We start from the raw sequence: 26,666 nt of genomic DNA on the forward strand, positions 1-26,666 counted from the left end.
TATTCCGGATCACCCGCGGATTTGGGGGAGTATTATCCGGGCAACACCATCCAAATGGCAGGAAACTGCCGTAATCCGTAGCAATCGGGATTGACGCGAATTAAAAAAAATATAGTGTCGAGGGTAAATCAGCAGGATTGGGGTTGCCGGATCACCTTTGCCAAAGGCACCGGTTCAATGGTAGGTAACGGCTGTCAATCAGTCGGAAATATAAGAAGAGGCATTTGATGGAACGCGAATCTATGGAGTTTGATGTTGTTATTGTCGGTGGTGGTCCTGCCGGGTTGTCGGCGGCAATAAAGCTGCGCCAACTTAGTGCCGAGGCTGGCATTGACATATCGGTGTGCGTTCTTGAGAAAGGCTCCGAGATTGGGGCTCATATCCTTTCGGGGAATGTGTTTGAAACCCGGGCGCTGGATGAGTTGATTCCGGACTGGAAGGAAAAGGGAGCCCCGCTTAACACACCGGTCAAGTCTGAGAAATTCTTCTTCATGACCGAGTCGAGTGAGCTTCGGTTCCCGAACTTCCTACTACCAAAACAGCTGCATAACCATGGCAACTATATCATCAGCCTTGGCAATTTCTGCCGCTGGCTTGCGGAGCAGGCCGAAGCAATGGAAGTTGAGGTTTATCCGGGCTTTGCCGCCGCAGAAGTGCTCTATCACGACGACGGGAGTGTTAAAGGCGTCGCAACCGGCGACATGGGCGTTGGGCGCGACGGGGAGAACAAGGGCTCCTACGAGCCGGGCATGGAACTACATGCCAAATACACGCTCTTCGCGGAGGGTGTGCGCGGTTCTTTGACCAAAACTCTGTTCGAAAAATTCAACCTGCGTGAAAACTGTGATCCGCAGACCTTTGGCATCGGGATCAAGGAGCTGTGGGAACTGGACCCGGAGCAGCATAAGGAAGGCCAGATTTTCCACAGCTTTGGCTGGCCGCTTGACCGTAACACTTATGGCGGTTCCTTCGTTTATCATCTGGAAAACAATCAGGCCTATGTTGGCTATGTTGTCGCGCTTGATTACGAAAACCCTTATTTGTCGCCATACGATGAATTTCAGAAGTTCAAGACCCATCCGATGATGAAGGAAATGCTGAAGGGCGGAAAGCGAATTTCATACGGCGCGCGGGCGATTAACGAAGGCGGCTTCCAGTCGGTGCCGGAACTCGTCTTCCCGGGTGGCGCATTGATTGGCTGTACTGCCGGTTTCCTGAATGTGCCGAAAATCAAGGGCTCCCATACCGCCATGAAATCGGGCATGATGGCTGCGGAAGCCATTGTCGCAGAAATGAAGCTGAATGCGGAAGCGCCCGCCAAGGTACTGGATACCTACCCGGCGCTTTATAAGGATTCATGGGTGCATGATGAGTTATACCGCGTCCGCAACAGCCGTCCCGCGTTTAAATGGGGGCTGCTTGCCGGAACGCTCTATACGGGCCTGGACCTCAAAATCCTGGGCGGAAAAACACCGTGGACGTTCAAGCATCATGATGATCATTCGGCGCTGAAAAAGGCGAAGGATTGCGAGAAGATCGACTATCCGAAATATGATGGCGTATATACATTTGATAAACCGTCATCGGTATTCCTCTCTAATACCAACCATGAGGAAGATCAGCCGATCCATCTTACATTGAAGGATGATGGTGTCCCGGTTTCGGTAAATTATGCGGAATATGCCGGGCCGGAACAGCGCTTTTGCCCTGCGGGTGTGTATGAATTCCTGACGGACGATGATGGGTCCAATCCACGGCTTCAGATAAACGCGCAGAACTGCGTTCATTGCAAAACCTGTGATATCAAGGATCCGACGCAGAATATCAACTGGGTCGTTCCTGAAGGCGGCGGCGGGCCAAACTATCCCAATATGTAAAAAATTAGCCTGGATTTTTGGAAATTTGTTTCATGCTGTTCGGAGACGCCCTACATACTATGGGAATGTTGCTTTCCCGGCGGGCCTTACGCCGGATCGAAAACCTAAAGGTAAGTTAACTGAAATGACGGGCGTAGGCGTGAACAAGTTCAAACTGGGTGTCGGCGGTTTTATTCTGATGGCGGCGCTGGGGGCCTGCGCGGCGAGCAGTGCATCAAGCGAGCGCCAATCCCTGCCCAATTCTTTTCAGGACGCTGGCGGCACAGCAGAGATATTCCCCTCGTCATATTTTGGCGAATATCTGGCGGGCCGTGAAGCCCTTCGTGAGCAAGACTCTACCGCTGCCCTCGAATATTTCGAAGATGCGTTGAGTGAGCGCGGCGATGACGGAATTCTCCTGAATATCGCGTTGCAGGCCGCGCTTTCCAAGGGAGATATAAAGCGGGCTATCTCACTGGCGCCGAAGGTAATTGAGCTGGATGACGATAGTTCAACAGCCTATCTTGTCATGGCCATCAATGCGCTTAGCCAGAAGAACTATACCCAGGCCCGAAGTAATCTTGAAAAAACGGCCGAGAATGGTTTCAACGTTCTGTTGAAGCCTTTGCTTATGTCTTGGATAAAGTTGGGGCAGGGAGATATCGACGGGGCGCTCGCTGAACTCAATGCTCTCGACAAATATAACGGTTTTGAGGCACTCAAGCAGTATCAGGCGGCGTTGCTAAGCGATGTCTCTGGCGACCAGAAACTGGCCGATCAAAACTATGAAGTGGCGCTTGCTGGGCCATCGGGCCGCGCCGTTCGTTTGGTGCAGTCGTATGGGTCCTATCTCGACCGTACGGGGCGGCGGAATGACGTCCAGAAGCTTTTTAACGACTATATCGAAAAATATCCCTTGAGCCCGACAATCCAGCTCGAACTCGCGGAACTGGATGCCGGTCGTCCGATCACACCGATCGCAAAAGACCCGATTGAAGGCGCGGCGGAAGCGCTTTACAGCGCGGCATCCATTATTGGACAGGAGCGGGCTGTCGGTGTTGCAGCGACATATATCTACTTCGCCCTTCAATTAAAGCCGGATTTCCCGATGGGGCGGATGCTGCTCGCGGAAACCGCCGAGGATCGTAATAAATGGCAGGAGGCGTTTGATCTTTACAGCGAGATCAGTCCCAATTCCGCCTATGGAAAGAATGCCCAGATCCGAACTGCTTGGGTTGCCTATCGGCTTGGCCGCACGGCAGAGGCGAAGGATCGGCTTGAGACAGTTGCCACCAGCTATCCGGAAGATATTGAGGCGCTGGTCGTTCTTGCGGATGTCAGCCGGGATTCAAAAGACTGGGAAGAGGCGGCGCGCAACTACGGTCGTGCCATTGAACGGCTTCCCGAACTTCAGGAACGGCATTGGTCGCTCTTCTATGCACGCGGAATTGCTTATGAGCAGTCCGAGCAGTGGTCGCTCGCGGAAGCCGATCTTTTGAAATCGCTGGAGCTTCGGCCTGATCATCCGCAGGTTCTCAACTATCTTGCGTATTCCTGGGTGGACCAGAATGAAAATCTGGAGCAGGCCAAGGATATGCTGATCAAGGCGGTCTCCCTCCGGCCACGGGATGGTTTTATCATCGATAGCCTAGGGTGGCTCTATTACCGGCTCGGCGAGTTTGATGATGCGGTTGTTCAACTGGAAAAAGCCGTCTCGCTGGAGGCGGCGGACCCAACGATTACAGATCACTTGGCCGATGCTTATTGGCGCGTTGGTCGCCGAGAAGAGGCGCGCTATCAGTGGCAGCGGGCGCTTTGGCTTGATCCGGCGGAAGATCAGATTCCAATCATCAGGGAAAAGCTGAAATCCGGCCTTAAGGATGATATCAAGGCTCAGAAATAGACTGGTGGGCCGCTATGATTACCACCGCTGCCCGATCCAAGGTTAATCTTTTCCTGCATGTCACGGGTAAACGGGATGACGGCTATCACCTGCTCGAAAGCCTTGTGGTCTTCCCTGATTGGGGGGACAGAATAACCGTAAAAAGGAGCAAGGATCTTACGCTTGAAGTGACGGGCCACTTTGCTCATTCAATAGGTAGTACCGAAGAAAACCTTGTCCTGAAGGCCGCGCATTTATTGAAATCCGAAAGCGGAGCTGATGCAGGCGCACATATGATCCTGGAGAAGAACTTACCTGTTGCTGCCGGGATCGGTGGCGGTTCTGCCGACGCGGCCGCTACTTTAAAAATCCTTAATACATTGTGGAACATAGACTTTTCTGATGAACGCCTGAGCCAGCTTGGGCTAACCCTCGGCGCGGATGTTCCTGTCTGCCTTTATGGAAGACCGGCAATTATGTCGGGCATTGGGGGGCAGGTTTCCGGACTCCAAAAATTCCCGAAATTTTATATTTTACTGGTTAATTCGAGAATTTCGGTTGCGACGCGGGATGTGTTCAGTCGGCTGAAAACCCAGAAGGAAATATTCTCCCCAGTTGATCTTAATGAGCTAACAGCGCGGCAATTATTCACCGACCTCACCTCGATGCGAAACGATCTGGAGGCCCCCGCATTGGAAATCGCGCCTGTAATTGGCTCTATTCTTTCGATGATCAGGAAGCAGAAACATTGCCAACTCGCTCGAATGAGCGGAAGTGGCGCAACCTGCTTCGGATTATTCGAAGAAGAGGAAGCCGCAATGGCGGCGGCACGTGACATACAAGCGCATCGTCCCGAGTGGTGGGTGAAGGCGGCGGCTGTGGGACCATAGTTCCAGGATTTGACCTTTTCCCCATTTTTTCAAAATTTGGCTTGAGGTTAGTCAGCCCTTTGGATAGAAAGAGGCTCCTCATTGGGGTGTAGCCAAGCGGTAAGGCAGCGGGTTTTGATCCCGTCACGCGCAGGTTCGAATCCTGCCACCCCAGCCAATCCCTTCGCGGAGCCTTAGGGCACGGATTGTGTGTCTGGGGAAGCGTGAGACGTTGCTTCGGTTGCTTGCCAGTCGAGAATAAAAGTCGTTCCGGGCGAGGGGAGGCTCGCATCCATATGCGTCAAATCGACCGCACTCAATATCACGGTCATATTTCCATCTGTGTCTCCGAGTGGAAAAGCGACCACGTCGACAGTTACCCAAGATCTATCAACAAATTGAATCTGTTCCCGGACCGCAATGGGCTGCTTGGTTGATGCGCAGTTCCTGAACAACCACAGAATATCATCTGTCTTGTCGCCGTAGAGGTCTTCATCCAGCCATTTGCCGGTTGCGTCTCGCCCCGCGAGTTCCGTGATCCTGGTCCCCAAAAGGCGATATCGAAACCGCAGCGGATCCTGAACGACATCGGCGAGCAGGACATAGGGTAAATGGCGCGCTATGGCCGCCGGGTTGAATTCCTGCTTCAAAGGCATCAACCTGTTCTTCTTCAGTTCCAGCCAATAATCCCGTATTTCCACAAGGGTTTCGGAAGACATCGGTAGGTCTGTCTCTCGTCGGTCCATCTCGCGCTCAAAGGGGAAATGCTCCCCTACCTAAAAGTCACAGTTGCAAGTGCAGCCTGGGCACGTGAAGCGCCCCAAACGGTAACCTCTCCCGGCACTTTATCAATGCCGTCGAGATCTACACCGGTTCCCGGGGTGCTTACTATCCGTCCGCCTTCGGCGTTGAAGATAACAATTACCCCCTCAAACAGGAATACACCATAAGTTCCCTGTGATGGTCCACCCCAAAAATCAGTCCCGCGCACGCCAATAGTTCCGGCGCTGCTTTTTATTTCGACGCGTTTGTCTTTCAACTGGCCGATTTTTCCGGTGATAAACCGAAACGGGCCTTGGAGAGCGCTGATAATTGCCGTTCCGATATTGTTGCCAGGATCGTATAAATATTCGTCAATTTCTATGCGGGCGTTCTCACCGATAAGCAGCGTTGTCCCGTCCGTGAAGGTAATTTCAATGCGGGCCATGTTTTCCGAATTGATTTCGTCGCTTTCCCGTATCACTGACCCGACTTCCATGGGAATTGTCTGGCCCTCTCTGATTATCTTCGCATCGCTTTGAAGGCGGGTGACCGTGCCGACGTCAGGATTGGCGGCAATGCCGTTCTCCGCGAATGCAAAGACAAGCCCCGCCGCCAAAGACAATACCACAACCAGATTCTTGAACATACCGCTCTCCTACATCTTGTATATTGGGCCATGAGTGTTTTCTGATCGCGTTTTAAATGCGATAGACCGCCCCAGTGATGTTTTTACGATGCGACTGTGCGAAAAGATCACCTCACCCCGAAATTTTATGTTGTGAGAGGTTGGAAATAAAGGATTCTTTGGCGGCGGCTAGCTAAAAAGCAACATCAGCCAGAGCCTCTTGTGCGCGCCCGGCACCCCATACCGTTACCTCCCCAGGCGGTGCGCTATTGCCTGTCAGATTGACGCCGGTCCCCGGGGTTGTGAGGATGCGTTGGCCCAACGGATTGGTGACCGAGATCGACCCATCCAGTAAGAGGACGCCGTATACGCCCCGTGACGGGCCAGCCCAGAAATCCGTGCCGCGAACGCCGACGATGCCAAAAGGACTCTGAACGACGACCTGCGGCTGCAAGACTTTTCCGATACGTCCCGTAATGAAGCGAAAAGGCCCTTGCAACGCCCGCAGGATTGCGATGCCGATATTTTCATCGGGGTCGAACAGAAATTCGTCGATAATAATATGGCAATCTGCGCCAATATTCAGCTTTGTGCCATCATTGAAAATAATTTCAACCCGGGCGTTTTCTCCCGATTTTATTTCATCAAACTTCCTCAGCTTATGGCCGACTTGAATATTTATCTGTTGTCCTTGCCGAATGACGGCAGCGGCGTTTCTAAGCCGTGAAACTGTTGCGACGTCGTCATCCTCAGCCAAGGCGGGAGAAAGCGTGAAAGCCGCGCAGGCAACCAAAATACAGATAGCTAACAGGTGTTTGAGCATGGGGATGACGTCCTTTTGTTCGGCTTAAATGTAAATCAAGAAACAAAAAGCTACCATGCAATTCACAGTCATTTGTGAGATCAGGCACAAATGGCAGCATCTATCTCGGCTTTCCTGAGCAATCCACTTTGCGTATCTGGTGCCGCGATAACAGAGAGGGCGTTTGCCGTCGCCGCCTTAAGGCAGAGGTCTAAATCAGCATCAATTGCGGCATAAGCAGAGAACGTTGTGGCAAAGGCATCGCCGGCGCCCGCTGTATTGCTGACCTCGGATTTACCTGCTGGATGAAAGCGAATGCCGTTCGGTGTTCCCGCGTAAGCTCCCTCTGCACCGTTGGTTACAAGGACAATTCTTGGCCCGATCCTGCACACTTCCCGAACAAAACTCTCAAACGTGCGTCCTCCCAAGCCTTTTTCGAGCAGGATGGGTTCCTTTCCGGTTGGTTTTTTGTCTGCCATCGGCTGTCCCTTTGGCAACAGGGTGAGCGCGAGTTGTTCCGCCTCCACCGCATTGATAGAGAGCAGATCGACATGGGAGAGCGCCTCAATAATATCGCCGGACCAGTATGTAATCTGGCGGATGCCGGGGTTTGTGGCGACAAAGGCGCCCGCTTCTTTTGCGAGGCGGGCAATTTTTGTCAGGCACGCGGCGGAGTTGCCGGACAGGCTGGCGATATAAACAAGGTCGTGATTCTGAAAGAGCTCCGGGCCAATTTCATCCTCGCAGAAGGCAATGTTGGCACCGCGGTTTGTGAAGATGGTAGGATTTCGAACATGCGACATAACCATGATCGCCTGACCCGTAGGCAAAGCGCCATCTTCTATCATCAGATCAGTATTGATCTTTTCCGAGGTCAGTATGTCCCTGATTTTCTCTCCTTCAAGATCTTTTCCCACGCGCAGGAGAGAGGTTGTCTGGCACCCAAGCCGGGCCAGAGCGACGGCAGAATTAGTCCCACCACCGCCAACGGAAGATTTAATGGAACTCACATCTATCTTTCGCCCCTCCTCAAGCAAGAGAAAAGACGACGTAGCGTTATGCATGGTCATCCGTTCGATATCCTGGTCATCAACAGAGGCGATGACATCGATGGTTGCCGAACCGACCGTCAATGCGTTCAACTGAGAGAATGTTTTCATACTACTTGCTCTAGGCCTTGCCATTTTTCCGCAAAGTAGCGGCTATTGTGAAGGGCGCCCTGCCAATGTAGCCTGTTTTGATCAATAAGACACCTTTCGGTGCTGCGGGCGAGGATAAATCCTGACCCCGCATATTGCACAGGCTTGGGTGCATGGGCAGTAATTTTTGATTGTATCTTGCCTTGTATCTGGCATCATGAAGATTAAAAGAAGGATGGCTCAACGTCCTCGCAAGAATAAAACTAACAGGTGATTATGGGAGAAGAAGAATGGTGGAAACCATCAACAAGTTCAATTTGCCGTTTGCCAGCCTCGCGGATGTTGAAGAGTTTGAGAAAACGCCTATTGAGAAATGGGTGCCGTTTCAGAATGTGTATGATGTTTTCTGCGCGGCGGTCGAACAATATGCCGAAAAACCGGCTCTGATCGCGTTGCCGCCCGGGGATCCGATGGGCGATGGCAAGGTAATTACCTACCGTGAATTACTCGCCAGGGTCAATCAGACTGCCAATCTGTTTCTCTCTGCAGGGCTCGCAAAAGGGGAAACGGTCACCTATCTCATTCCGCTCTGTCCGCAAGCTTATTTCACCATGCTTGGTGCGGAGGCTGTTGGAACGGTGAATGCCGTGAATCCGCTGCTGGAGCCCGAGCATATCCTTGGTATAGCGGAGGCAGCAAACGCCACCATTCTAATCGCGACGGGGCAGGCCTTGAGCCCGGAACTCTGGGAAAAGGCCGCCTATGTCATTGAGAGAATGCCCAACCTGAAGGCGGTCTATGTCCTTGGCGGCGGCGCTGAATGCGATGGAGAGAAAATCTTTCCCTTGGACGAAATGATCGCGAAGCAGGATGCCAGCGCCATTAACGGCCCCCGAAATGAGGCGCCGGATGATGTTATCGGTTATTATCATACAGGCGGTACAACCGGCGTTCCAAAACTCGCGCCTCATACAAACAGGATGCAGCTCTCCCAGATCGCGATGAGCGGTTTTGGTCTTGGCTATTCGGAGGCGGATTGCCTGCTGGCCGGACTTCCCATGTTTCATATCAGCGGGTCAATTGTTGTTGGTTTGGTGCCCATGATAAACGGCGCGACATTGGTGATTAGTAGTCCTCTTGGATTTCGTGATCCGCTAATTATTGGCAATTACTGGCGTCTCGTCGAAAAATACGGCATCACGGTTCTTGGCGGTGTGCCGACGATGATGTCCGCATTGTTAAACGTTCCGATCGGCGACGCGGATATCAGTACACTTCGGGCGGGCCTGACCGGTGGATCCGCGGCCCCGGTTGAGGTGCTGAAAGCGATTAGCGATCTTTCCGGCGTGCCAATGCTTGAAGGATATGGCATGACGGAGGTGACCTGCTTTACCACAATGCAGCCGCAAGGTGGTGAGGCGCGGTTTGGCTCAGTGGGCTTGCGGTTCCCCTTCGTCGAGGTTGAGGCTGCTCATATCGATGAGGGCGGGAACATCACCCGGTTTGCCGACCCGGAGGAAATCGGTGAGATAATCATGAAGGGCATTTGTGTAACGCCAGGCTATGTCCAGTCGGACTATAACGCGACGGCCTTTACAGCGGACGGCTGGCTCCGCTCCGGTGATCTTGGGCGTATTGATGCGGAGGGCTATATCTGGCTCACCGGACGTGCGAAGGATATTATCATCCGAAGTGGTCATAATATCGATCCGTCCATCATCGAGGAGGCACTGCACGAGCATCCCGCCGTTGAGCTTGCCGCAGCGGTTGGCAGACCGGATAGCTATGCTGGCGAGATTCCCGTGGCCTATGTTCAATTGAAACCGGATGCGAAGGTAACGCCGGATGAGCTGAAGGATTTTGCCCGGGAGAGAATTCCGGAGCGCGCGGCCAATCCTGCCGATCTCACGATAATTGAGGAAATGCCGCTTACCGGGGTCGGGAAGATATTCAAGCCGACATTGCGCCATGATGCAGCCGTGAAGGTGTTCTCGGCTGAATTGGAGCCATTTAACGCGAACGGTGCTTCAATCGCGGTCAATGTCGATAACCATCCTGTGCATGGCAGTGTGGCGACGATCACTGTAACCGGTGGTGACAAGGCAACTCTTGGCGGCCAGATAGCGGAGAAACTGGGGCCCTATACGCTCCGTCATGAAGTGGTTTGGAGGGAGTGATGCCCTGCCCCATATAATGAGGACCATCTGGCTTTCTTAAGAAAGGAACTTCGTTATGACTATCCGAAGCCCGATTTCCAACTTGCCCACCCATGAGGTGACCAATGTGCCGCCCATGCTCGGGGATCAGGACCTGTACGGCAAGGATCTGCCGTTGCAGGAAGGCTTGCTTCGGGAAGGGGCCGGATGGGCGGAGCGGCAGGTCATCGATTTTGCTATGAAAGCAGGCTCGGAAGAAACACTCGAATGGGCCAACCAGGCCAACCGGTATCCGCCCGAGATGAAGGCCTTTGACCGGAATGGCATGCGAATCAATCAGGTGACCTTTCATCCCGCCTACCACAACCTGATGGGCCTGGCGATTGCCCATGATGTGCCAAGCTTCGCCTGGAATAATCCGCAAGGCGGCAATCATGTGGCCCATGGGGCGCTCTCCTATCTTCTCAATCAGATCGAAGGTGGCGTTCTGTGTCCAATGGCGATGAGTTACGCGGTCGTGCCCGCCCTTAAGGCTACGCCGGAAATTGCGAAGGAATGGATTCCCCGCCTATTGGCGACGGAATATGACTCGCGCGATATTCCCGCGAATGAGAAGAAAAGCATCACCATGGGCATGTTCATGACGGAGAAGCAGGGCGGCTCCGATGTGCGCGCAAATTCGACGAAAGCGCGGCCCGAAGGATCCGCCACTGGTCCCGGCGCGCCCTATATTTTGTCCGGTCATAAATTTTTCTGTTCCGCCCCAATGTCGGATGCTTTTCTCTCCCTTGCCTATACGGAGAATGGTCTAAGCTGTTTCTTGTTGCCGAGGTGGCGTCCCGATTGTACGCGAAACGGCCTTTATATCCAGCGACTTAAAGACAAGCTCGGCAATAAATCCAATGCATCGAGCGAGATGGAGCTTGTTGATGCCTGGGGCTTGATGCTGGGTGAGGAGGGGCGTGGTGTCCGTACTATCATTGAGATGGTGCAGGGAACCCGATATTATTGCGCGGTTGGCTCGGCCGCCTTGATGCGACAGGCACTGACGCAGGCAATTCATCATGCAAGTTATCGTTCCGCCTTTCAGAAGAAGCTGATCCAGCAACCCTTGATGCAAAATGTGCTGGCAGACCTTGCGCTGGAGTCAGAGGCGGCGACGGCTCTTTTCTTGCGTCTTGGCCGCGCCATAGGGGAGGGGGAGACAGACCCGGCGGAAGCGGCGCTCGCCCGTATCGGCACAGCAGTCGGGAAATACTGGGTCTGCAAACGGACACCGGGCCATGTCTACGAGGCAATGGAATGTCATGGTGGTCCCGGATATATAGAGGAAAGCATCTTGCCGCGGCTTTATCGCGAAGCGCCGGTCAACAGTATCTGGGAGGGGTCGGGCAATGTGATCTGCCTTGATGTGCTCCGGGCGCTTTATAAGGATGCAAGTGCGTTGCCTGCTTTTTTTGCGGAAATTGAACAGGCGAAGGGCGGTAATCGCCTGCTCGATAGTCATACGGCACGCCTGAAAGCTGAGGTTTCGGAAACCGGCAATTTTGAAAGCCGCGCCCGGCGCGTCACAGAGATGATGGCGCTTGCCTGGCAGGGTGCACTTCTAGTCCAGCATGCACCCTCGGCGGTATCGGATGCCTTTTGCGCCTCCCGCCTTGGCGACTATTGGTCCGGAGCCTATGGAACTTTACCGGATGATACGGATTTTAATGAAATCCTCATTCGGGCCGGCGCTGTAATGTGATTTATGGCAATTGATGATTGCTAATTGGGTGGAAGGACCGCTAAATTACTGGCCATAAGGGTAGCCTCTTGCGGCAGGTTGTTGCAGTATAAGAAATCGCTTCCTATAAAGAATAAAAATAACAATCAACTGGAGTCATCCATGAAAACAAGAATAACCGAACTCTTTGGTATCGAGCATCCGATCATCCAGGGAGGAATGCATTATGTGGGCTTCGCGGAACTCGCGGCGGCCGTATCAAATGCGGGAGGGCTTGGCATTATTACGGGGCTGACCCAAAAGACACCGGCAGATCTTGCAAACGAAATTGCGCGTTGTAATGACATGACGGACAAACCTTTTGGCGTAAACTTGACGTTCCTGCCAAGCTTTACAGCGCCGCCCTACCCTGAATATATTGAGGCGATTGTCAAAGGCGGTGTGAAGATTGTTGAAACCGCAGGTCGCAGCCCGGAAGCTTATATGCCTGCGTTGAAGGATGCCGGTATTAAAGTCATTCATAAATGCACCTCCGTTCGTCACTCCCTGAAGGCACAGAAGATTGGCTGTGATGCGGTCAGTGTGGATGGTTTCGAATGTGGGGGACATCCGGGAGAGGATGACATTCCGAACATGATCCTGCTGCCGCGTGCAGCGGAAGAACTGGACGTTCCGTTCGTGGCCTCGGGCGGCATGGGCAATGCCCAGCAGCTTGTGGCGGCATTGGCGCTGGGCGCTGACGGGATCAATATGGGCACCCGGTTTATGGTGACGAAAGAGGCGCCGGTCCATCAGAATGTTAAAGACGCCATTATTGCCGCTACGGAGCTGGATACAAAGCTCATCATGCGGCCGCTCCGCAATACTGAACGTGTTCTCAATAACGATGCCGTAGAGAAAGTTCTCGAGATCGAGCGGGAAAAGGGCACGAATACCAAAATCGAGGATATTGTCGATCTGGTTGGCGGCGTCTATCCGAAGGTCATGCAGGATGGCGATGTGGGCGTCGGCGCCTGGAGTTGTGGCATGGTTGCGGGCCTCATTCATGATAACCCCACATGTAAGGAACTTATCGATCGGATCATGAGCGAGGCGGAAGATATCATTAAAAGCCGCCTTGAAAAACTGGTCAACGCCGCCTGATTGATGGTCGGTTCAAAAAGGAGCAATGCATGAATACCGCTGAATTCAAGGAATTGCTCAAGCGCTTCTCCGCCGCCGCTGAAGCTGGCGACGGGGAAGCATTTGCCGCCTGCTTTACTGAGGATGGTATATATCACGACTATGTCTATGGGGATCATCAGGGGCGCCCTGAAATCGCGCATATGATGTCAGACATGTTCCATCGCGACGCGGGAGAGGACTATCGATGGGAAATGTTTGATCCCATGTGCGAGGGCAATCTGGCCTATGCCTGGTCGCTTTCCAGCTTCACCTCCACCGTGCCGGAATTTTCGGGAAAAAGGGTCGTGATCGATGGTATGAGCAGGTTTGAGCTTAGGGATGGTCTGATTTCCGACTACCGCGAGTCCGTCAACGGCGGTGTCGCCATGGCGCAGCTTGGCGTGCAGCCTGAACGCCTCGCGAAAGTCTGTGCAAAATGGGGCAGAATGCTCATCGAGCAACCCGAAACCAAAGAATATCTTGCCCGCACGAAAGGGTCTTGGAAAGACGGTCGCTAGGACATGGTAGCGTCGGGTAGCGACGGCGAGTCGGTAGAGGGTAAGGCAAACGGTATCCCCTATGGTCCGCTGATACTCACAATTGCCATGCAGACCTTGGCGACGATGGCGGCTTTTTCCGCGCCTACGCTCGCACCGAAGATTGCCGAAGACCTTGGTGTTGATGGGCATCTTATAGGTTTTTTCGTATCCACTGTTTACGGCATTGGCATTTTCTCGGCCCTTCTCTCGCCGGACTTTATCCAGAAGTTTGGCGCAGTGCGCGTTGCGCAATTTGTCATGTTGGGGGTCGTGGCCATGCTCTCTATCGCCGGGTCAGGCGGCATGAACGCGCTGGCGCTTTGTGCGGTTGTGCTTGGTATTGGGTATGGAGCAACCGCGCCGGTCTCGACACATCTCCTGATTCCGCGCACGAACCCGAAAGTATTAAATCTTGTGTTTTCAATCCGGCAGATCGGAGTGCCTTTGGGCGGCGTCATTGGGGCGCTATTGTTGCCGACACTTGCCGTTAATTTCGGCTGGCGGATAGCATTCTGGGCGCAGATTCTTCCCGCTGCCCTGCTCATCCTGGCGTTTCAGCTTTATCGTAAAAGCTGGGACAGAGACAGGAACACGGCGCATCGACTGTTCCGGGGCGAGCTGTGGCGCCCGTTATATCTTTTGCGCGATAATGCTTTGATGCGGCTGCTTTCACTCGCAAGTTTTTCATATGCGGGCGTTCAGCTTTGCTTTATCGGCTTTATGGCCCTTCACCTGACCAGCAGAACGAACCTGGATCTGATCGCGGCCGGGCAGGTGCTGGCGCTTTATCAAATCGCCGGTGTCACCAGCCGCCCGATCTGGGGTTGGCTGGCGGACCGCTATATTTCTTCTATCAGGTTGCTTGGTCTGCTTGGTCTTGTCATGGCTGCTACCGCTGTAGCTGCGGGGCAGATATCAGAAAGCTGGTCAATCTGGCCGGTGCTTCTCGTCGCGATCACGGCCGGGGCCACCGCGAGTGGCTTTACCGGTATAGCCTATGGGGCTTTTGCGGCTTTTGGAGGGCAATACCGGACGGAAGCAACCGCCTTGGGATCGAGCGCCATGTTCGCCGGCGTGCTTATCCTGCCGACAATATTTGGCCTTATCGTGGGCGACTTTGCGCATTATTGGCAGGCCTATAGTCTGATGGCAGTAATCGTCTTTTTAAGTGGCCTATGGCTTATCGTGGCCAAACCGTCAATGAATTGAACGCCATATATAATTTCAGCTAATCAATAAGAAGGAGAAGAAAAATGGATATCGTTGGGCTGGGACTGCATTATGAGGAATTACCTTTGGGGCGGAAGTTCATGACTATCGGCCGGACCGTGACAGAGGCAGATATCGTGAACTTCATCAACTGCACCGGCATGACCGAAGTTTTGTTTATGGATATGGAATATCTGAAGGAGCATTCGGACATTCGTGGCCGGGTAGCGCCAGGAGCACTCGCCTATACTATCGCTGAAGGACTGCTCGTTCAGTCGACCATGCAGCACACGGGACTTGCATTCCTGAATATGGAGCTTGATGTGCGCGCACCGGTTTTTGCCGGGGATACAATTCATGTGGAATGCGAGGTGATCGAGGCGCGCCTGACAAAGAAGGGAACGCGCGGACTGGTTCGCACCCGCAATCACATCACAAACCAAAAAGGGGAAGTTGTGATCGAATATACGCCCCTTCGTATGATTAAATGCCGTGACGCACACTGAAGGTGAGGGTTAGATGGCGGAACGGTAGAAGCTTGGCGCTGTTTGGATCACACGCCATCGTGATGCCATCCGGTTTATTCTTCAGGCATTTTTGATGGTAAGTCCCGCATCGACCGGCAACGCCACGCCGTTGATATAGGAGGCCGCAGGCAATACCAGACTTAAAGTCGCATGAGCAACTTCCTCAGGCTCTCCATACCGCTTCAGCGGGATGCGACGCCGGGAGAAAACCTCCTTATGCTCATCCTTGATACGGGCTGTAATGCCGGTGTGGATGGCGCCGGGACAGATGCAATTGACCGTAATGCCATATTTTGGCAATTCCACCGCGAGGGAACGGGTGAGGCCGATCACCCCATGCTTGGCGGAAGTATAGGGCGCAATCTCGGGCGTGGCGCCGAGACCTTCGGTAGAGGCAATATTGACAATCCGTCCGGCGCCCGACGCCTTTAGGAACGGCAACGCTGACCGGACAAGCCGTACATGTGCGGTGAGCAGAACATCCATATGTCGTTGCCAATTTTTCTCAAACTCTTCATCCTCCACCGACATATGATGAGAGAAGCCAGCATTGTTGATCAGGATATCAAGTGCGCCGAAATGATCCGCAATCTCTTTCACGACCGTGTCAATCTGATCTTTATCCGCAACGTCGAGAACCCACCCGTTGGCGGAACCACCAGCTTCGCGGATTTCATCGACAACCTTTTGAACGCCTTCTTCAGTAAGATCCGTCACCGCAACATTTGCGCCTTCATCGGCGAAAAGATGTGCGGTTGCACGCCCCATCCCGCTTGCCGCCCCGGTTACGAGAGCAGTTTTTCCGGCGATAGACCGGCTGAGCTTTGAAAGTTTCGCCATGCTTTTATCCTTTGTTATTCTGCTGCGCCGAAATTAGAGAATAAGTCCGCCATCAACGACAATCGTCTGGCCAATCACGTAACTTGCGAGGGGTGACACAAGATAGAGCACGGCACCCGCAATGTCTTCCGGGGTGCCGAGACGTCCTTGCGGGATTGTCGAGATCGCAGCGTCACGGCGTTTCGGGTTGTCCGTCGTTACCTTGGTCAGCTTGGTATCCACCAGCCCCGGGGCGACGCCGTTCACGCGAATGCCTTCACCAGCCCAGGCTTGCCCCAATGTCCGGGTCAACCCGATTGCGCCGGTCTTGGAGGCGTTATAGGCGGGGTTGCCTTTCGTTGCGTGATACCCGGCTGTTGAACTGATGATCACAAGGGAGCCGTTTGCCTCGGCTAGCATGCCGTGAAATTTGGAGGCGCAGGCCATCAGGCTGTTAAGGTTTGTATCGATTACCTTCAACCAGCCCGGCATTTCAAATTCACCGCGGTTATAAACGACAATGCCTTGCGACAGGATCAGCATATCGAGTTTCTCAAACCCCGGTTTGTAATCAGCAATGGCCTGATAATCGCTGACATCCATCTGTTCATAGTGAAGACCAGTAAGGTCGGACCCCTCCGCATCGTCATAATCCGCTGCGCTGGCCCGGGTGCCCCAGACATACACTTTCGCACCGCGATCCCTTAACGCATGGGCAATACCATTACCGATCCCGCTGGACCCGCCGACGACAAGCGCTGTTTTCCCTGTGAAATCAAGATCGTTCACATGCCTCTCCCTTTTTCTTATTTTTAAGAACTTTACGGGGTAATGTGCGATCTAGTAAAGCATAACTTGTTCATGGCCCAGGTCTCGCAAAGGTAATCACATAAAATGTCGTTCTCTCCCCTTACCGCAATGGAAGTGTTTGAACGCTATGAGGCGATCCGGCCTCGTCTTCCAACGGCGCAGTTTCCATCCGAGAGTATCGCCATTGAAAATCTCGAAATGCTGATTGATGAGTTCGATGTTTTCTTGCTCGATGCGTTCGGGGTGTTGAATGTGGGCGAAAGTGCGATACCGGGGGCGGCAGAACGGCTTGAGGCTTTCTCGCGCCTCGGTAAAAAGATTTTTGTGCTGACTAATAGCGCAACCTACGACGCCACAAAATCATTGGAAAAATACCGCAGATTTGGATTCGACCTGGTGAGGGAGCAGGTCATTTCAAGCCGGGATGCGGCGATTACTGCGCTCAATTCCTATCCGGATGATTATATCTGGGGCGTTGCGGCAACCTCTCATTCCGGGTTGGAGGAACTTTCCAGAACAACCCGACTGCTGGGAGAGGATCCATCTGATTATGACATGGCAAATGCGTTTCTATTTCTAAGTTCGGCAGACTGGACAGCGGAGCGGCAAAGCCTCCTCCGGCAATCGCTTCAGGAAAACCCTCGCCCGATGCTTGTCGGAAATCCCGATCTGGTTGCCCCGCGCGAGCGCGGCTTATCGTTGGAACCCGGCTTTTTCTCTCATGAAATCGCGGATCAGGCTGCGATAGTGCCGGATTTCTATGGCAAGCCCTTTTCGAACGTCTTCGACCGCGTATTGGAGGAGGAATTAAAAGGAACCGATCGTCGCCGGATTGCCATGGTCGGGGATACGCTGCATACGGATATTCTGGGCGGCGCGGCGGCGGGCGTGCGCACCGTACTGGTGACGGGGCATGGGCTTCTCAAGGGCATGGACATTCCGGAATTGATCGAACGATCCGGAATTGTCCCTGACTTTATCGCGGCAACAACCTAACGCAAAACTATTCGTTCGGGGCGCCGTTGCGAGCGGCGAAGGCGGTGAAGATCAAGGCCGTGCCTGCGAACAGCATGTTGATCCCAACCAGTAACCCGATGGCCCAGCTTGCGGTATCGGGCCAGCCGCGCGAAATTAAATAGGCGAGAAAAAGATCAACAACGCCGCTTAGCAGTGTCCAAACCCAGCTTCGGATATGGGCCCGGAATTGCAGCGCCAGTAGGATAGAGAAAACCCCCTGAATGATGAAGAAGGCGACCATTACCATGGTCAGGGTGAGGACACCTTCCGCCGGTTTGAAGACCAGCAGGAAACCGAGGACAATAGCAAGTACAGATGCAAGAACCGACCATATTGTCCCCGGAATGCTGCGTGAACGAAACAAGGTCAAGGCTCTGATTACGCCGCCGAAAATAAGGATCCAGCCGATAAACAGATCGACGACCAGGGTCGCAACCTGCGGCACGAGGATGGCGATGGCCCCCAGAAGCCCGATGAGGATCCCTTGAAAAAGAAACATTTTCCAATGCTTGGCCAGTTCAGCAGACATGAGTTGCCTCATTTCCTCAAGCTTCGGCGGTATATTCTCACTCATCTTGCTCTCCCCTGACTAGCTTTGCAACGAGTTCTCCGCACTATAAGGATGTGTAATCGCAAATCAAGAGGGGAGACGCTACTCGTTTAAGCTTGCCCTTAATTCAATTTAATCGCCCGAAGCCGGAGCGCATTTGTTATCACCGAAACCGAAGACAGGCTCATCGCAGCGGCGGCAATCATCGGGGAAAGCAACGTGCCGGTAAACGGATAGAGAATGCCGGCGGCGATTGGGATGCCAAGGCCATTATAGGCGAAGGCAAAGAACAGGTTCTGCTTGATATTCCGGAGGGTGCCGACCGCAAGTTTCCGGGCACGGACAATGCCGGTCAGATCGCCCTTCACCAGCGTGATACCGGCGCTTTCCACGGCGACATCGGCACCGGTTCCCATGGCGATGCCGACATCGGCGGCGGCCAGAGCAGGGGCGTCATTGACGCCATCTCCCGCCATTGCGATGTGATGACCTTTGCCTTGAAGATCTTCGATGAGCGTCTTTTTATCCTCCGGCAAGGCGTCGGCGCGAATATCATCAATCCCGAGGCGGGCGGCAACGGCCTTCGCAGTACGCTCATTATCGCCCGTCGCCATGATGATCTTGATACCGAGATTATGCAGCGTATTGATTGCGTTCTGTGTTGTTTCCTTGATTGGATCGGAAACCGCGATAATTCCGGCGAGTTCGCTCTCACACGTCACATACATCACAGTCTTCCCGTCATTCTGAAGGTCCGCCGCGCGGCTTTCAATTTCGGAAAGATTGATTTTCTGCTGCTCCATCATGGCCCTGTTGCCAAGTATCACGGTCTTTCCGTCAATCTGGCCTTCTACTCCCTTGCCCGTAACAGCGTTGAATTCGGTTGCATCAGGGATAGCGAGCTCACGTTCCTCCGCGCCGGAAACGATCGCTTCGGCAAGTGGATGCTCTGATCCTTTTTCAAGTCCTGCGGCGAGAGCAAGAAGTGCATCCTCCCCCTTATCGTCAACGCTTATGACATCGGTCACTCTAGGGCGGCCCTCCGTTAGCGTGCCGGTTTTATCGACCACCAGAATATCGACGTCCGCAAAGCGTTCCAGCGCCTCCGCATCGCGGATGAGGACGCCCGCATTGGCGCCGCGTCCTGTCGCGGTCATGATCGACATGGGGGTCGCAAGGCCAAGCGCGCAGGGGCAGGCGATAATCAACACGGATACTGCCGCAACAATTGCATGGACCATCGCAGGGGAGGGGCCGAAAGCCGCCCAAAGGACGAAGGCGATAATGGCGATGATAATGACGGTCGGTACAAACCAGGCCGCGACCTTGTCCGCCATTCCCTGAATAGGCGCGCGGGAGCGCTGGGCGGAAGCAACCATCTCGACAATTTTGGAAAGCATGGTATCCGCCCCCACGAGTTCGGCTTTCATGACCAGCGACCCTGTGCCATTCAGCGTTCCGCCAGTGAGCTTGTCCCTTTCGTTTTTCTCGACCGGCACGGGTTCCCCGCTGATCATGCTTTCATCAACGGAGGAACGGCCTTCCACTACGATGCCATCCACAGGTATGCTGTCGCCCGGTCGTACACGCAGCTTGTCCCCCTCAAGAATATTCTCAAGCGGGACGTCAGATTCGGAACCATCCGGGTTTATCCGGCGCGCTGATTTCGGGGCAAGGTCCAGCAATGCCTTGATTGCGGAGCCGGTTTGCTCACGGGCGCGGAGTTCCAGTACCTGACCCAAAAAAATCAAGGCGATGATCACTGCCGCCGCTTCATAGTAAACCGGAACAATGCCGTCATTCGTCTGAAAGGAGGTCGGGAAACTGCCAGGAAAAAGCGTTGCCACGACGCTGAAGCCATAGGCCGCCGCAACACCGAGCATGATCAGTGTCCACATATTGGGGCTGCGATTGACAATGGACGACCAGCCGCGTTTGAAGAAAGGGATCGCGGCCCAGAGAACAACCGGTGTCGCCAGTGCCAATTGCATCCAAATGGAAAGCTTCGGGGCGATCCACCGATCAAAGGGTAATCCGGCCATTTCCCCCATAGTCAGGATTAGAAGCGGTGAGGCAAAGGCCACGCTTACCCAGAAACGGCGTGTAAAATCAACCAGCTCTTCATTCGGGCCGTCGTCCGCAGTGGGCGCCCCCATCGGCTCCAGCGCCATGCCACATTTTGGGCAGTCGCCGGGGTGGTCCTGAATGATTTCCGGATGCATCGGGCAGGTATACTCAGTAGCTTTTGCCGCCGATTTCTGCCGCTTCTTATGGTTGCCGCTTATATAGAAGTAGGGGTCGGCGACGAATTTATCGTGACATTTCTGCGAACAGAAATGATAGGTTTCATCATTGTGGACATGACTCGGCTTGCCTGCATCAGGCGCGACTTTCATGCCGCATACCGGATCGGTGGCTGTCTGGGGCTCTTCGGTGGTCAACTGGGTCTTCCTATCTTTCGACGACGGGTCTCCAGCCTGCTTTTTCTCGCATCCACTGGAAGGCAACATATAACATGGGGATCAGCAGCATACCAACCGTTGCTGCAGCGAGCATTCCTGAAAACACCGGGACCCCGAGGGCGACCATTGCCCCCGCGCCAGCACCCGAGGCGACGACCAGTGGCACCAGTCCCATGATAAAGGCAAAGCTTGTCATCATGACGGGGCGGAACCGCAGACGCGCGCCATCTGCCGCGGATTCTGCGAGAGGCTTGCCGATATTCCTTTGCTCAAGCGCAAAGGTATTGATCAGGATGGCATTCTTCGCTGCCAAGGCGATCAGGACAACAATGCCGATTTGCGCATAGAGATCGAATGAGAGCCCGACGATCCGAATACCGGCGATAGCCCCAAAGACGGCCACGACGACGGACGACAGGATGGCGATAGGAATGCTCCAGCTTTCATAAAGCGCCACCAGAAACAGATAGGCGAAAACAAAGGCAAGGCCGATAACAAGTGGCGTTTTCCCGGCGGCTTCCACCTGTTGCAGGGCGAGGCCGGTCCATTCGTAGGCATATCCGCTTGGTAATTCACTCGCCGAGATTTTATCCATATCCGCCATGGCGACGCCGAGGCCCGCACCTGGCATCGGATTGCCGAATATCGCGGCCGATTCATAATTGTTATACCGGGTGATTTGGCGCGGACCGCTATCCAGACGCGCTTCTGCGAAGCTGGAGATTGGCACCATCTCTCCCGATGAATTGCGAACCTGTATGTCGTAAATATCTTCAATCTTCGCGCGGTATTCCTCGCTGCCCTGCACATAGACTGTCCATGTGCGACCAAACAGATTGAAATCATTGACGTAATAGCCACCCAGCTGGCTTTGCAATGCGCCGAACACATCTGAAATTTCAACGCCAAGCGTTTTTGCCTTGTCCCGATCTATATCGAGAGAGATTTGCGGGGTGTTCGCTTCAAACGTTGAAAAGGCGCTGGCGATATTGGGATCCTGATTAGCTTCAACGACAACATTGCGAAGCACGGCCCCCATTTCGGACGGCTTCTGCCCTTGCAGGGCCTGAAGCATATACTGAAAACCACCGGCATTCCCGAGCCCATCAATGGCGGGGGGATTAAGCGGGATAAAGGCGGCTTCGGCAATGCCGGCGAGCTTGGGCAACGCGCGTTGCAAGACGGCCGTCGCACTCAGATCCGGTGATTTGCGCTCTGAATAGGGTTTGAGGTTCATGAAGACGACGCCAGCGTTGGAGGCGTTACTATTACTCAAAAGATCAAGGCCGGAGACCTGACCAATCATTTGAACGGCCGGGTCCCCCTCCAGGGCTTCCACCGTTTTTTCCGCAACTTTAACGGTACGGTTGAACGAGGCGCCCGCCGGGAGCTGGAAGACAATCATGACATAGCCTTTGTCTTCTTCCGGAACGAAACCGGCCGGCGTGGTCGTGATGCCATAGCCGGTAACAAGCCCAATGCCGATTGCGGCCGCAATACTGAGTGCGGCAACTCGAACAAGTTTCTTGATCAATCCGGCGTAGCCATCGCCAATCCGGTTTATCAAGGAGGTAATCGGCCGCATAAACACGATCGGTTTGCCCGGACGCAGAAACAATGCACATAGAGCAGGCGATAAGGTCAGGGCGTTAATGGCGGAAATGACCATTGCGGCTGAAACTGCGATGGCAAATTGCCGGAATAACACACCGGAGGAACCGGGGAGTACAGCAACCGGAATAAATACCGCCAACAATACGAATGTAATGGCGATAATGGAGCCGGCAATTTCGGTCATTGCCTTATGCGCGGCCTTGGCGGGGGACAGGTGCGGCTCCTCCTCCATCACCCGCTCGACATTCTCAACAACGATGATGGCATCGTCGACGACAATACCGATGGCAAGTACAAGAGCCAGAAGGGAGATAATATTCGCCGTATAGCCGAGCGCGTAAATGACCGCTATGGCGCCGATAATGGCAACCGGCACCGCAAAAAGCGGAATAAGAGTTGCCCGGAACCGGCCGAGAAAGACGAAAACCACAATGGCGACAAGGACAAAGGCCTCGATCAGGGTTTCGACCACTTTATAGATCATATCATCGACGAATTCGGCGCTGTCGACGAATTTATGATATTCCATGCTGGCGGGAAATCTTTCGGCGAGTTCGGCAATTCTTTCCTCTACTGCGGTTGCCGTGATCACGGCATTGGCTCCCGGAGAAAGATAGATCGCAACACCCGCCGCCGCAGATTCTCCGAGTTTCAACTGTTGTTGGGAGCTCTGGGCGCCCAATTCAACACGGGCCACGTCCTTGATGCGTATAATCGACCCGTCGTCCTGCGCCCGCAGAATAATGTTTCCAAACTCTTCCGCACTGGACAGCCGTCCTTTGGTGTTGACGGTCAGTTGAAGGCTCTGCTCATCGGATATCGGGGGAGCACCGATCCGACCCGCGGGCGCCTGAATATTCTGGTTCTGGATGGCCGAGATAATGTCCTGATTGGTGAGCTTCAGATTAGACATCAGCGTTGGATTGTCTATCCAGATTCTCATCGCATAGGACGAAGCCCCCAGAATTTGGGCATCGCCAACACCCGGCAGGCGTTTTAACTGATCCAGCACATTGATGGTCAGGTAGTTGCTGATAAAAAGCTGGTCAAGGCTGGCATCGCTGGAAAAGAAGCCGAAGATTTGCAGGATTGAGTTGGACTGCTTCTGGACGGTCACGCCATTTTGCTGGACGGTATCTGGCAATGATGACAGCGCCTGGCTCACGCGGGTCTGCGTATTCACTGTCGCAAGATCGGGGTTCGTGCCCACATCGAATGAGACGGTCAGCGCGTAGCTGCCATCAGAATTTGACCCTGACGACATGTAAATCATATTGTCGACGCCATTGACGGCGCTTTCAATGGGCTGTGCGACAGAGTCGGCGACCACCTGGGAGCTGGCTCCGGAGTATGACGTGGTAACTTGCACCGTTGGCGGCGTGATATCCGGGTATTGGGACACCGGGATAACAAACATCGAGAGAATTCCTGCGAGGACAATCACAGTGGAAATCACCATCGCGAATTTTGGACGGCGAATGAAAAAATCGAAGATCATCAGTTCCCCTCGCCTTGGTCAGCGAGTTGGGGGGTGACGGTAACGCCGCTTCGGACCTTTTGCTGGCCCGCCGTGATGACGCGGTCACCCAGTTTGAGGCCCTTCGCCACAACGAGGGAAAGGCCTTGCTGGGCTCCGGTTGTAATGCGCTTTACCTCGACTTTGTCTTCAGGGCTCACAACAAAAACATAGGGACCCTGTTGATCCAGAAGGAGGGCGTCCTGCGGGATGACAAGATGCTTCTGCGCCTCCTTGCTCTCGATAACAACGCTAACAAGTTGCTGATCTACCAACAGAAACTCCGGATTTGAAAATTCAGCTCGGACTGTAATTGTATTTGTCGCTTCGTTGGCACTGGGATCAGCATAGATGATCTTCCCGACCTGGTCGTAGATTGTTCCGTCGGGGAGCTTCAGCTTGACGCTGACATCCGAGGTGCTGCGTTGGCTCTTTATGACTTCAATATACAGCCGGTCCGGTATCGGCCATGCCACATGAATGGGATCTTGCGCGACCAGAAGGGCCAAAGGCGCGCCGGATGGGCCGACAAGAGATCCCTTGGTTTCATTTGCCTTGCCAATCCGTCCATCAATCGGGGCCCGGATTTCCGTATACCCCAAATCGATTTCGGCAAGGGAAAGTTGAGCCTTGCGCGCGGCGACATTGGCTTGCGCTTCCTCATACTGCGCCAAATCCTGATCGAGCTGTGCCTGGGAAACCGTCTTTCGGGCGACGAGTTCTTTGGATCTATCATAGTCCAGCTTCGTCAGTTTCTCGGCGGCGGCGGCACTTGCCAGATTGGCGCGCGCCTGTGCCACATTCGCTTCATAGATGCTCTTTTCAATCTTGAAAAGAAGATCCCCTTCCTTGACTGTACTTCCTTCTACAAAGGCAACCTCGGCAAGGTATCCTTCTATACGCGCATTAATCTGAACGCGCGCCGTGGCCTCAACCCGGCCAAAGAAGACCGATTGATCAGCAATCTCCTTTTCTGCGACCTTTGCCACTAACACAGCAGGGGCGGGCGGCTTTCCGCTGGAGCCCGATTGCGCAAGGCCCGTATTCGTCATAGTTAGAATGGGGATTGCCGCCAGGAGGGCCAACAGTAGAGTACCGGAAATTAGCCGCATAGAGCCCCCTCGCAGATTTTGGGAAAAATACTTGAACCTTATTGTCTCATTTACGGGGCAATTCGTAAACATTTCGGTGAAAAAGAATGCTGTCCTTGTGATGGATATATCAGATGTGCTGATTTGCGGCGCTACGTTATGGAATGAAACGCTGTATCCAGAATACTCGTGAAGTCTGGACTTTTAATGCCGATGGCAACGAAGCCTGTTTTCCCGGAGAATGACGCGCTCGCGGGCAGCGGGGAAATGTCTACATGTGTACCGACTCTGTGGGCGATCCATAGATCACCCTCTCCGGCGGCGCGGAATATACCTTTGACCCGCAGAACAGACGGGGGAAGATGACTGAGTATCTTCTTCAGGGCGGCTTTGTCGATTTCCGCTTCCGTGGCGACGGACCACCTTGAAAAATCCGCCTCATGGGTGTGGGAATGTGGGTCGTCGGAAGCCTCAGGAAGCTGGACGACGTTCATTTCTTCGCCAAAAAATATTTCTCCGGATAAGGTACCGTGTGTAATTTTGATAATCGGCGCTTTGTCGTTCATACCGCGCATAACCCCTGCACATTTCTCTAAATCTTGCTGTGGGGAGAGATCGCATTTATTGAGCAGTAGCATATGGGCACTGCTGATTTGTGCCTCAACTATTTCCGAAAGCCTCTGATCTTCGAGCGTTGTCTGGAGGTTTGCCGCATCGACAATCGTCACAATCCCGTTCAATGTGAGGTCCGGCTCGGCTCTTGCGAAATTGGCAATTCTCTTGGGCTCCGCGACGCCGCTTGCCTCGATCAGGAGGTGATCCGGCGCTGGATAAAAATCGAGAGCAGTTGAAAAGGCTTTATAGAGATCAGCACCCATGGAGCAGCAGGCGCAGCCATTGGCGAGAGTTAGAATATCACCATCTTTCGCGGCAATGAGGTCCTGGTCTATCGGTAGCTCGCCAAAGTCATTTACAAGGACCATAATACGTAGTCCATCTGCATGGCGCAGCAGATGATTGACCAAAGTCGTTTTTCCCGATCCCAGAAACCCCGCGAGCACGGTCATGGGAAGCGGTTCTTGCCGTTTCATCATGGGATTTTATGCTTCTCCCCCGCGAGGACAGTTCCCCAGATGCCAACGTCTTTCAGATTTTCTCCGCCGATAGTTTCCGGATCATCTTCGAGAATGGCAAAGTCCGCCCATTTGCCGGATTCAATCGAGCCGACCTCATGATCCATATGGAGTGTGGACGCCGCGCCGAGGGTGATTGCCTGTAACGCTTCGGCAACGCTAATTCGCTCATACTCACCGAGCAATTTGCCGCTTTCTGTTAATCGGTTAACGGCGCACCATGCGGTAAATAACGGCGCCATCGGCGTTACCGGTGCGTCGGAATGAATGGCGAAAGTTACGCCATAGTCTATCGCCGACTGACAGGCATCCAAGCGAAGCGCTCTATCCGGCCCCATGGTTAGTTCATAATGCTTGTCGCCGAAATAATAGATATGGTTGGAGAAAAGATTGGCGGC

General features: G+C 53.7%; 22 protein-coding genes and 1 tRNA gene. 11 read left to right on the forward strand and 12 right to left on the reverse strand.

Annotated features, from left to right (window positions below):
- Positions 1-227: 227 nt before the first annotated feature.
- From P1U71_RS00935 to P1U71_RS00950, 4 genes are all read left to right on the forward strand, one after another.
- Positions 228-1,877 carry an electron transfer flavoprotein-ubiquinone oxidoreductase gene (locus tag P1U71_RS00935; RefSeq protein ID WP_301103665.1) on the forward strand — a complete coding sequence of 550 codons (1,650 nt, stop codon included), beginning with the start codon at positions 228-230 and terminating at the stop codon, positions 1,875-1,877.
- Positions 1,878-2,001: 124 nt separating this feature from the next.
- Positions 2,002-3,759, forward strand: a complete 1,758-nt coding sequence (locus P1U71_RS00940) for a tetratricopeptide repeat protein (protein WP_301103666.1) — start codon at positions 2,002-2,004, stop codon at positions 3,757-3,759.
- A 14-nt stretch (positions 3,760-3,773) separates the two neighbouring features.
- Positions 3,774-4,628 (forward strand): 4-(cytidine 5'-diphospho)-2-C-methyl-D-erythritol kinase, encoded by an 855-nt coding sequence (locus tag P1U71_RS00945; RefSeq protein ID WP_301103667.1) that lies wholly within the window; start codon positions 3,774-3,776, stop codon positions 4,626-4,628.
- Between the two features lie 82 nt (positions 4,629-4,710).
- Positions 4,711-4,785, forward strand: a tRNA-Gln gene (locus P1U71_RS00950).
- A 16-nt stretch (positions 4,786-4,801) separates the two neighbouring features.
- On the opposite strand, the gene P1U71_RS00955 is transcribed toward P1U71_RS00950, so the two are convergent.
- From P1U71_RS00955 to P1U71_RS00970, 4 genes are all read right to left on the reverse strand, one after another.
- Entirely contained in the window at positions 4,802-5,326 is a 525-nt protein-coding gene (locus P1U71_RS00955; protein ID WP_301103668.1) for a PAS domain-containing protein, read from the reverse strand.
- A gap of 53 nt (positions 5,327-5,379) precedes the next feature.
- A complete protein-coding gene (locus P1U71_RS00960) occupies positions 5,380-6,015 on the reverse strand; it encodes a FecR family protein (protein WP_301103669.1) in 636 nt (211 codons plus the stop codon).
- Positions 6,016-6,187: 172 nt separating this feature from the next.
- A complete protein-coding gene (locus tag P1U71_RS00965; protein ID WP_301103670.1) occupies positions 6,188-6,817 on the reverse strand; it encodes a FecR family protein in 630 nt (209 codons plus the stop codon).
- Positions 6,818-6,897: 80 nt separating this feature from the next.
- Positions 6,898-7,956, reverse strand: coding sequence for a carbohydrate kinase family protein (locus P1U71_RS00970; protein ID WP_301103671.1), 1,059 nt, complete (start codon positions 7,954-7,956; stop codon positions 6,898-6,900).
- A gap of 269 nt (positions 7,957-8,225) precedes the next feature.
- Between P1U71_RS00970 and P1U71_RS00975 the strand changes: the two genes are divergently transcribed.
- From P1U71_RS00975 to P1U71_RS01000, 6 genes are all read left to right on the forward strand, one after another.
- Positions 8,226-10,112: an acyl-CoA synthetase gene (locus tag P1U71_RS00975; RefSeq protein WP_301103672.1), complete on the forward strand. Its 1,887-nt coding sequence runs from the start codon at positions 8,226-8,228 to the stop codon at positions 10,110-10,112.
- 55 nt (positions 10,113-10,167) lie between these two features.
- A complete protein-coding gene (locus tag P1U71_RS00980; protein WP_301103673.1) occupies positions 10,168-11,838 on the forward strand; it encodes an acyl-CoA dehydrogenase family protein in 1,671 nt (556 codons plus the stop codon).
- A 141-nt stretch (positions 11,839-11,979) separates the two neighbouring features.
- Complete coding sequence (locus tag P1U71_RS00985) at positions 11,980-12,960, forward strand: nitronate monooxygenase family protein (protein ID WP_301103674.1); 981 nt, start codon at positions 11,980-11,982, stop codon at positions 12,958-12,960.
- 29 nt (positions 12,961-12,989) lie between these two features.
- Positions 12,990-13,499: a nuclear transport factor 2 family protein gene (locus P1U71_RS00990; RefSeq protein ID WP_301103675.1), complete on the forward strand. Its 510-nt coding sequence runs from the start codon at positions 12,990-12,992 to the stop codon at positions 13,497-13,499.
- Positions 13,500-13,502: 3 nt separating this feature from the next.
- Positions 13,503-14,729: an MFS transporter gene (locus P1U71_RS00995; RefSeq protein WP_301103676.1), complete on the forward strand. Its 1,227-nt coding sequence runs from the start codon at positions 13,503-13,505 to the stop codon at positions 14,727-14,729.
- Between the two features lie 44 nt (positions 14,730-14,773).
- Positions 14,774-15,235, forward strand: coding sequence for a MaoC family dehydratase N-terminal domain-containing protein (locus P1U71_RS01000; protein ID WP_301103677.1), 462 nt, complete (start codon positions 14,774-14,776; stop codon positions 15,233-15,235).
- Positions 15,236-15,316: 81 nt separating this feature from the next.
- On the opposite strand, the gene P1U71_RS01005 is transcribed toward P1U71_RS01000, so the two are convergent.
- A complete protein-coding gene (locus P1U71_RS01005) occupies positions 15,317-16,096 on the reverse strand; it encodes an SDR family NAD(P)-dependent oxidoreductase (protein ID WP_301103678.1) in 780 nt (259 codons plus the stop codon).
- Between the two features lie 33 nt (positions 16,097-16,129).
- Positions 16,130-16,864, reverse strand: coding sequence for an SDR family NAD(P)-dependent oxidoreductase (locus P1U71_RS01010; protein ID WP_301103679.1), 735 nt, complete (start codon positions 16,862-16,864; stop codon positions 16,130-16,132).
- 105 nt (positions 16,865-16,969) lie between these two features.
- On the opposite strand from P1U71_RS01010, the gene P1U71_RS01015 reads away from it, so the two are divergent.
- Complete coding sequence (locus P1U71_RS01015; RefSeq protein ID WP_301103680.1) at positions 16,970-17,881, forward strand: HAD hydrolase-like protein; 912 nt, start codon at positions 16,970-16,972, stop codon at positions 17,879-17,881.
- Positions 17,882-17,888: 7 nt separating this feature from the next.
- Here the strand turns inward: P1U71_RS01015 and P1U71_RS01020 are convergent, their stop codons facing one another.
- From P1U71_RS01020 to P1U71_RS01045, 6 genes are all read right to left on the reverse strand, one after another.
- Positions 17,889-18,476: an HdeD family acid-resistance protein gene (locus P1U71_RS01020; RefSeq protein ID WP_301103681.1), complete on the reverse strand. Its 588-nt coding sequence runs from the start codon at positions 18,474-18,476 to the stop codon at positions 17,889-17,891.
- A 98-nt stretch (positions 18,477-18,574) separates the two neighbouring features.
- On the reverse strand, positions 18,575-20,893 hold the full coding sequence (locus P1U71_RS01025; protein ID WP_301103682.1) for a heavy metal translocating P-type ATPase: 2,319 nt from the start codon (positions 20,891-20,893) through the stop codon (positions 18,575-18,577).
- A gap of 10 nt (positions 20,894-20,903) precedes the next feature.
- Complete coding sequence (locus tag P1U71_RS01030; RefSeq protein WP_301103683.1) at positions 20,904-24,026, reverse strand: efflux RND transporter permease subunit; 3,123 nt, start codon at positions 24,024-24,026, stop codon at positions 20,904-20,906.
- Positions 24,026-25,156: an efflux RND transporter periplasmic adaptor subunit gene (locus P1U71_RS01035; RefSeq protein ID WP_301103684.1), complete on the reverse strand. Its 1,131-nt coding sequence runs from the start codon at positions 25,154-25,156 to the stop codon at positions 24,026-24,028. Before P1U71_RS01035 ends, P1U71_RS01030 begins: the two co-directional genes overlap by 1 nt.
- 131 nt (positions 25,157-25,287) lie before the next feature.
- Positions 25,288-26,229, reverse strand: a complete 942-nt coding sequence (locus P1U71_RS01040) for a GTP-binding protein (protein WP_301103685.1) — start codon at positions 26,227-26,229, stop codon at positions 25,288-25,290.
- The coding region (locus tag P1U71_RS01045; protein ID WP_301103686.1) for an amidohydrolase family protein at positions 26,226-26,666 on the reverse strand (441 nt) is incomplete at its 5' end. The genes P1U71_RS01040 and P1U71_RS01045, both read right to left, overlap by 4 nt.

Origin of the sequence: Sneathiella sp. (genome assembly GCF_029233945.1) — a bacterium.
Classification (GTDB): Bacteria; Pseudomonadota; Alphaproteobacteria; order Sneathiellales; family Sneathiellaceae; genus Sneathiella.

Bases quoted from the DNA above. Each gene is read 5' to 3' on its own strand.
- P1U71_RS00935 (WP_301103665.1), top strand. From the start codon at position 228: ATGGAACGCGAATCTATGGAGTTTGATGTTGTTATTGTCGGTGGTGGT.
- P1U71_RS01000 (WP_301103677.1), top strand. From the start codon at position 14,774: ATGGATATCGTTGGGCTGGGACTGCATTATGAGGAATTACCTTTGGGG.
- P1U71_RS00970 (WP_301103671.1), bottom strand. From the start codon at position 7,956: ATGAAAACATTCTCTCAGTTGAACGCATTGACGGTCGGTTCGGCAACC.
- P1U71_RS00945 (WP_301103667.1), top strand. From the start codon at position 3,774: ATGATTACCACCGCTGCCCGATCCAAGGTTAATCTTTTCCTGCATGTC.
- P1U71_RS01030 (WP_301103683.1), bottom strand. From the start codon at position 24,026: ATGATCTTCGATTTTTTCATTCGCCGTCCAAAATTCGCGATGGTGATT.
- P1U71_RS01020 (WP_301103681.1), bottom strand. From the start codon at position 18,476: ATGAGTGAGAATATACCGCCGAAGCTTGAGGAAATGAGGCAACTCATG.
- P1U71_RS01015 (WP_301103680.1), top strand. From the start codon at position 16,970: ATGTCGTTCTCTCCCCTTACCGCAATGGAAGTGTTTGAACGCTATGAG.
- P1U71_RS00965 (WP_301103670.1), bottom strand. From the start codon at position 6,817: ATGCTCAAACACCTGTTAGCTATCTGTATTTTGGTTGCCTGCGCGGCT.
- P1U71_RS00985 (WP_301103674.1), top strand. From the start codon at position 11,980: ATGAAAACAAGAATAACCGAACTCTTTGGTATCGAGCATCCGATCATC.
- P1U71_RS00995 (WP_301103676.1), top strand. From the start codon at position 13,503: ATGGTAGCGTCGGGTAGCGACGGCGAGTCGGTAGAGGGTAAGGCAAAC.
- P1U71_RS00955 (WP_301103668.1), bottom strand. From the start codon at position 5,326: ATGTCTTCCGAAACCCTTGTGGAAATACGGGATTATTGGCTGGAACTG.
- P1U71_RS00960 (WP_301103669.1), bottom strand. From the start codon at position 6,015: ATGTTCAAGAATCTGGTTGTGGTATTGTCTTTGGCGGCGGGGCTTGTC.
- P1U71_RS00975 (WP_301103672.1), top strand. From the start codon at position 8,226: ATGGTGGAAACCATCAACAAGTTCAATTTGCCGTTTGCCAGCCTCGCG.
- P1U71_RS00990 (WP_301103675.1), top strand. From the start codon at position 12,990: ATGAATACCGCTGAATTCAAGGAATTGCTCAAGCGCTTCTCCGCCGCC.
- P1U71_RS01040 (WP_301103685.1), bottom strand. From the start codon at position 26,229: ATGATGAAACGGCAAGAACCGCTTCCCATGACCGTGCTCGCGGGGTTT.
- P1U71_RS00980 (WP_301103673.1), top strand. From the start codon at position 10,168: ATGACTATCCGAAGCCCGATTTCCAACTTGCCCACCCATGAGGTGACC.
- P1U71_RS00940 (WP_301103666.1), top strand. From the start codon at position 2,002: ATGACGGGCGTAGGCGTGAACAAGTTCAAACTGGGTGTCGGCGGTTTT.
- P1U71_RS01035 (WP_301103684.1), bottom strand. From the start codon at position 25,156: ATGCGGCTAATTTCCGGTACTCTACTGTTGGCCCTCCTGGCGGCAATC.
- P1U71_RS01005 (WP_301103678.1), bottom strand. From the start codon at position 16,096: ATGGCGAAACTTTCAAAGCTCAGCCGGTCTATCGCCGGAAAAACTGCT.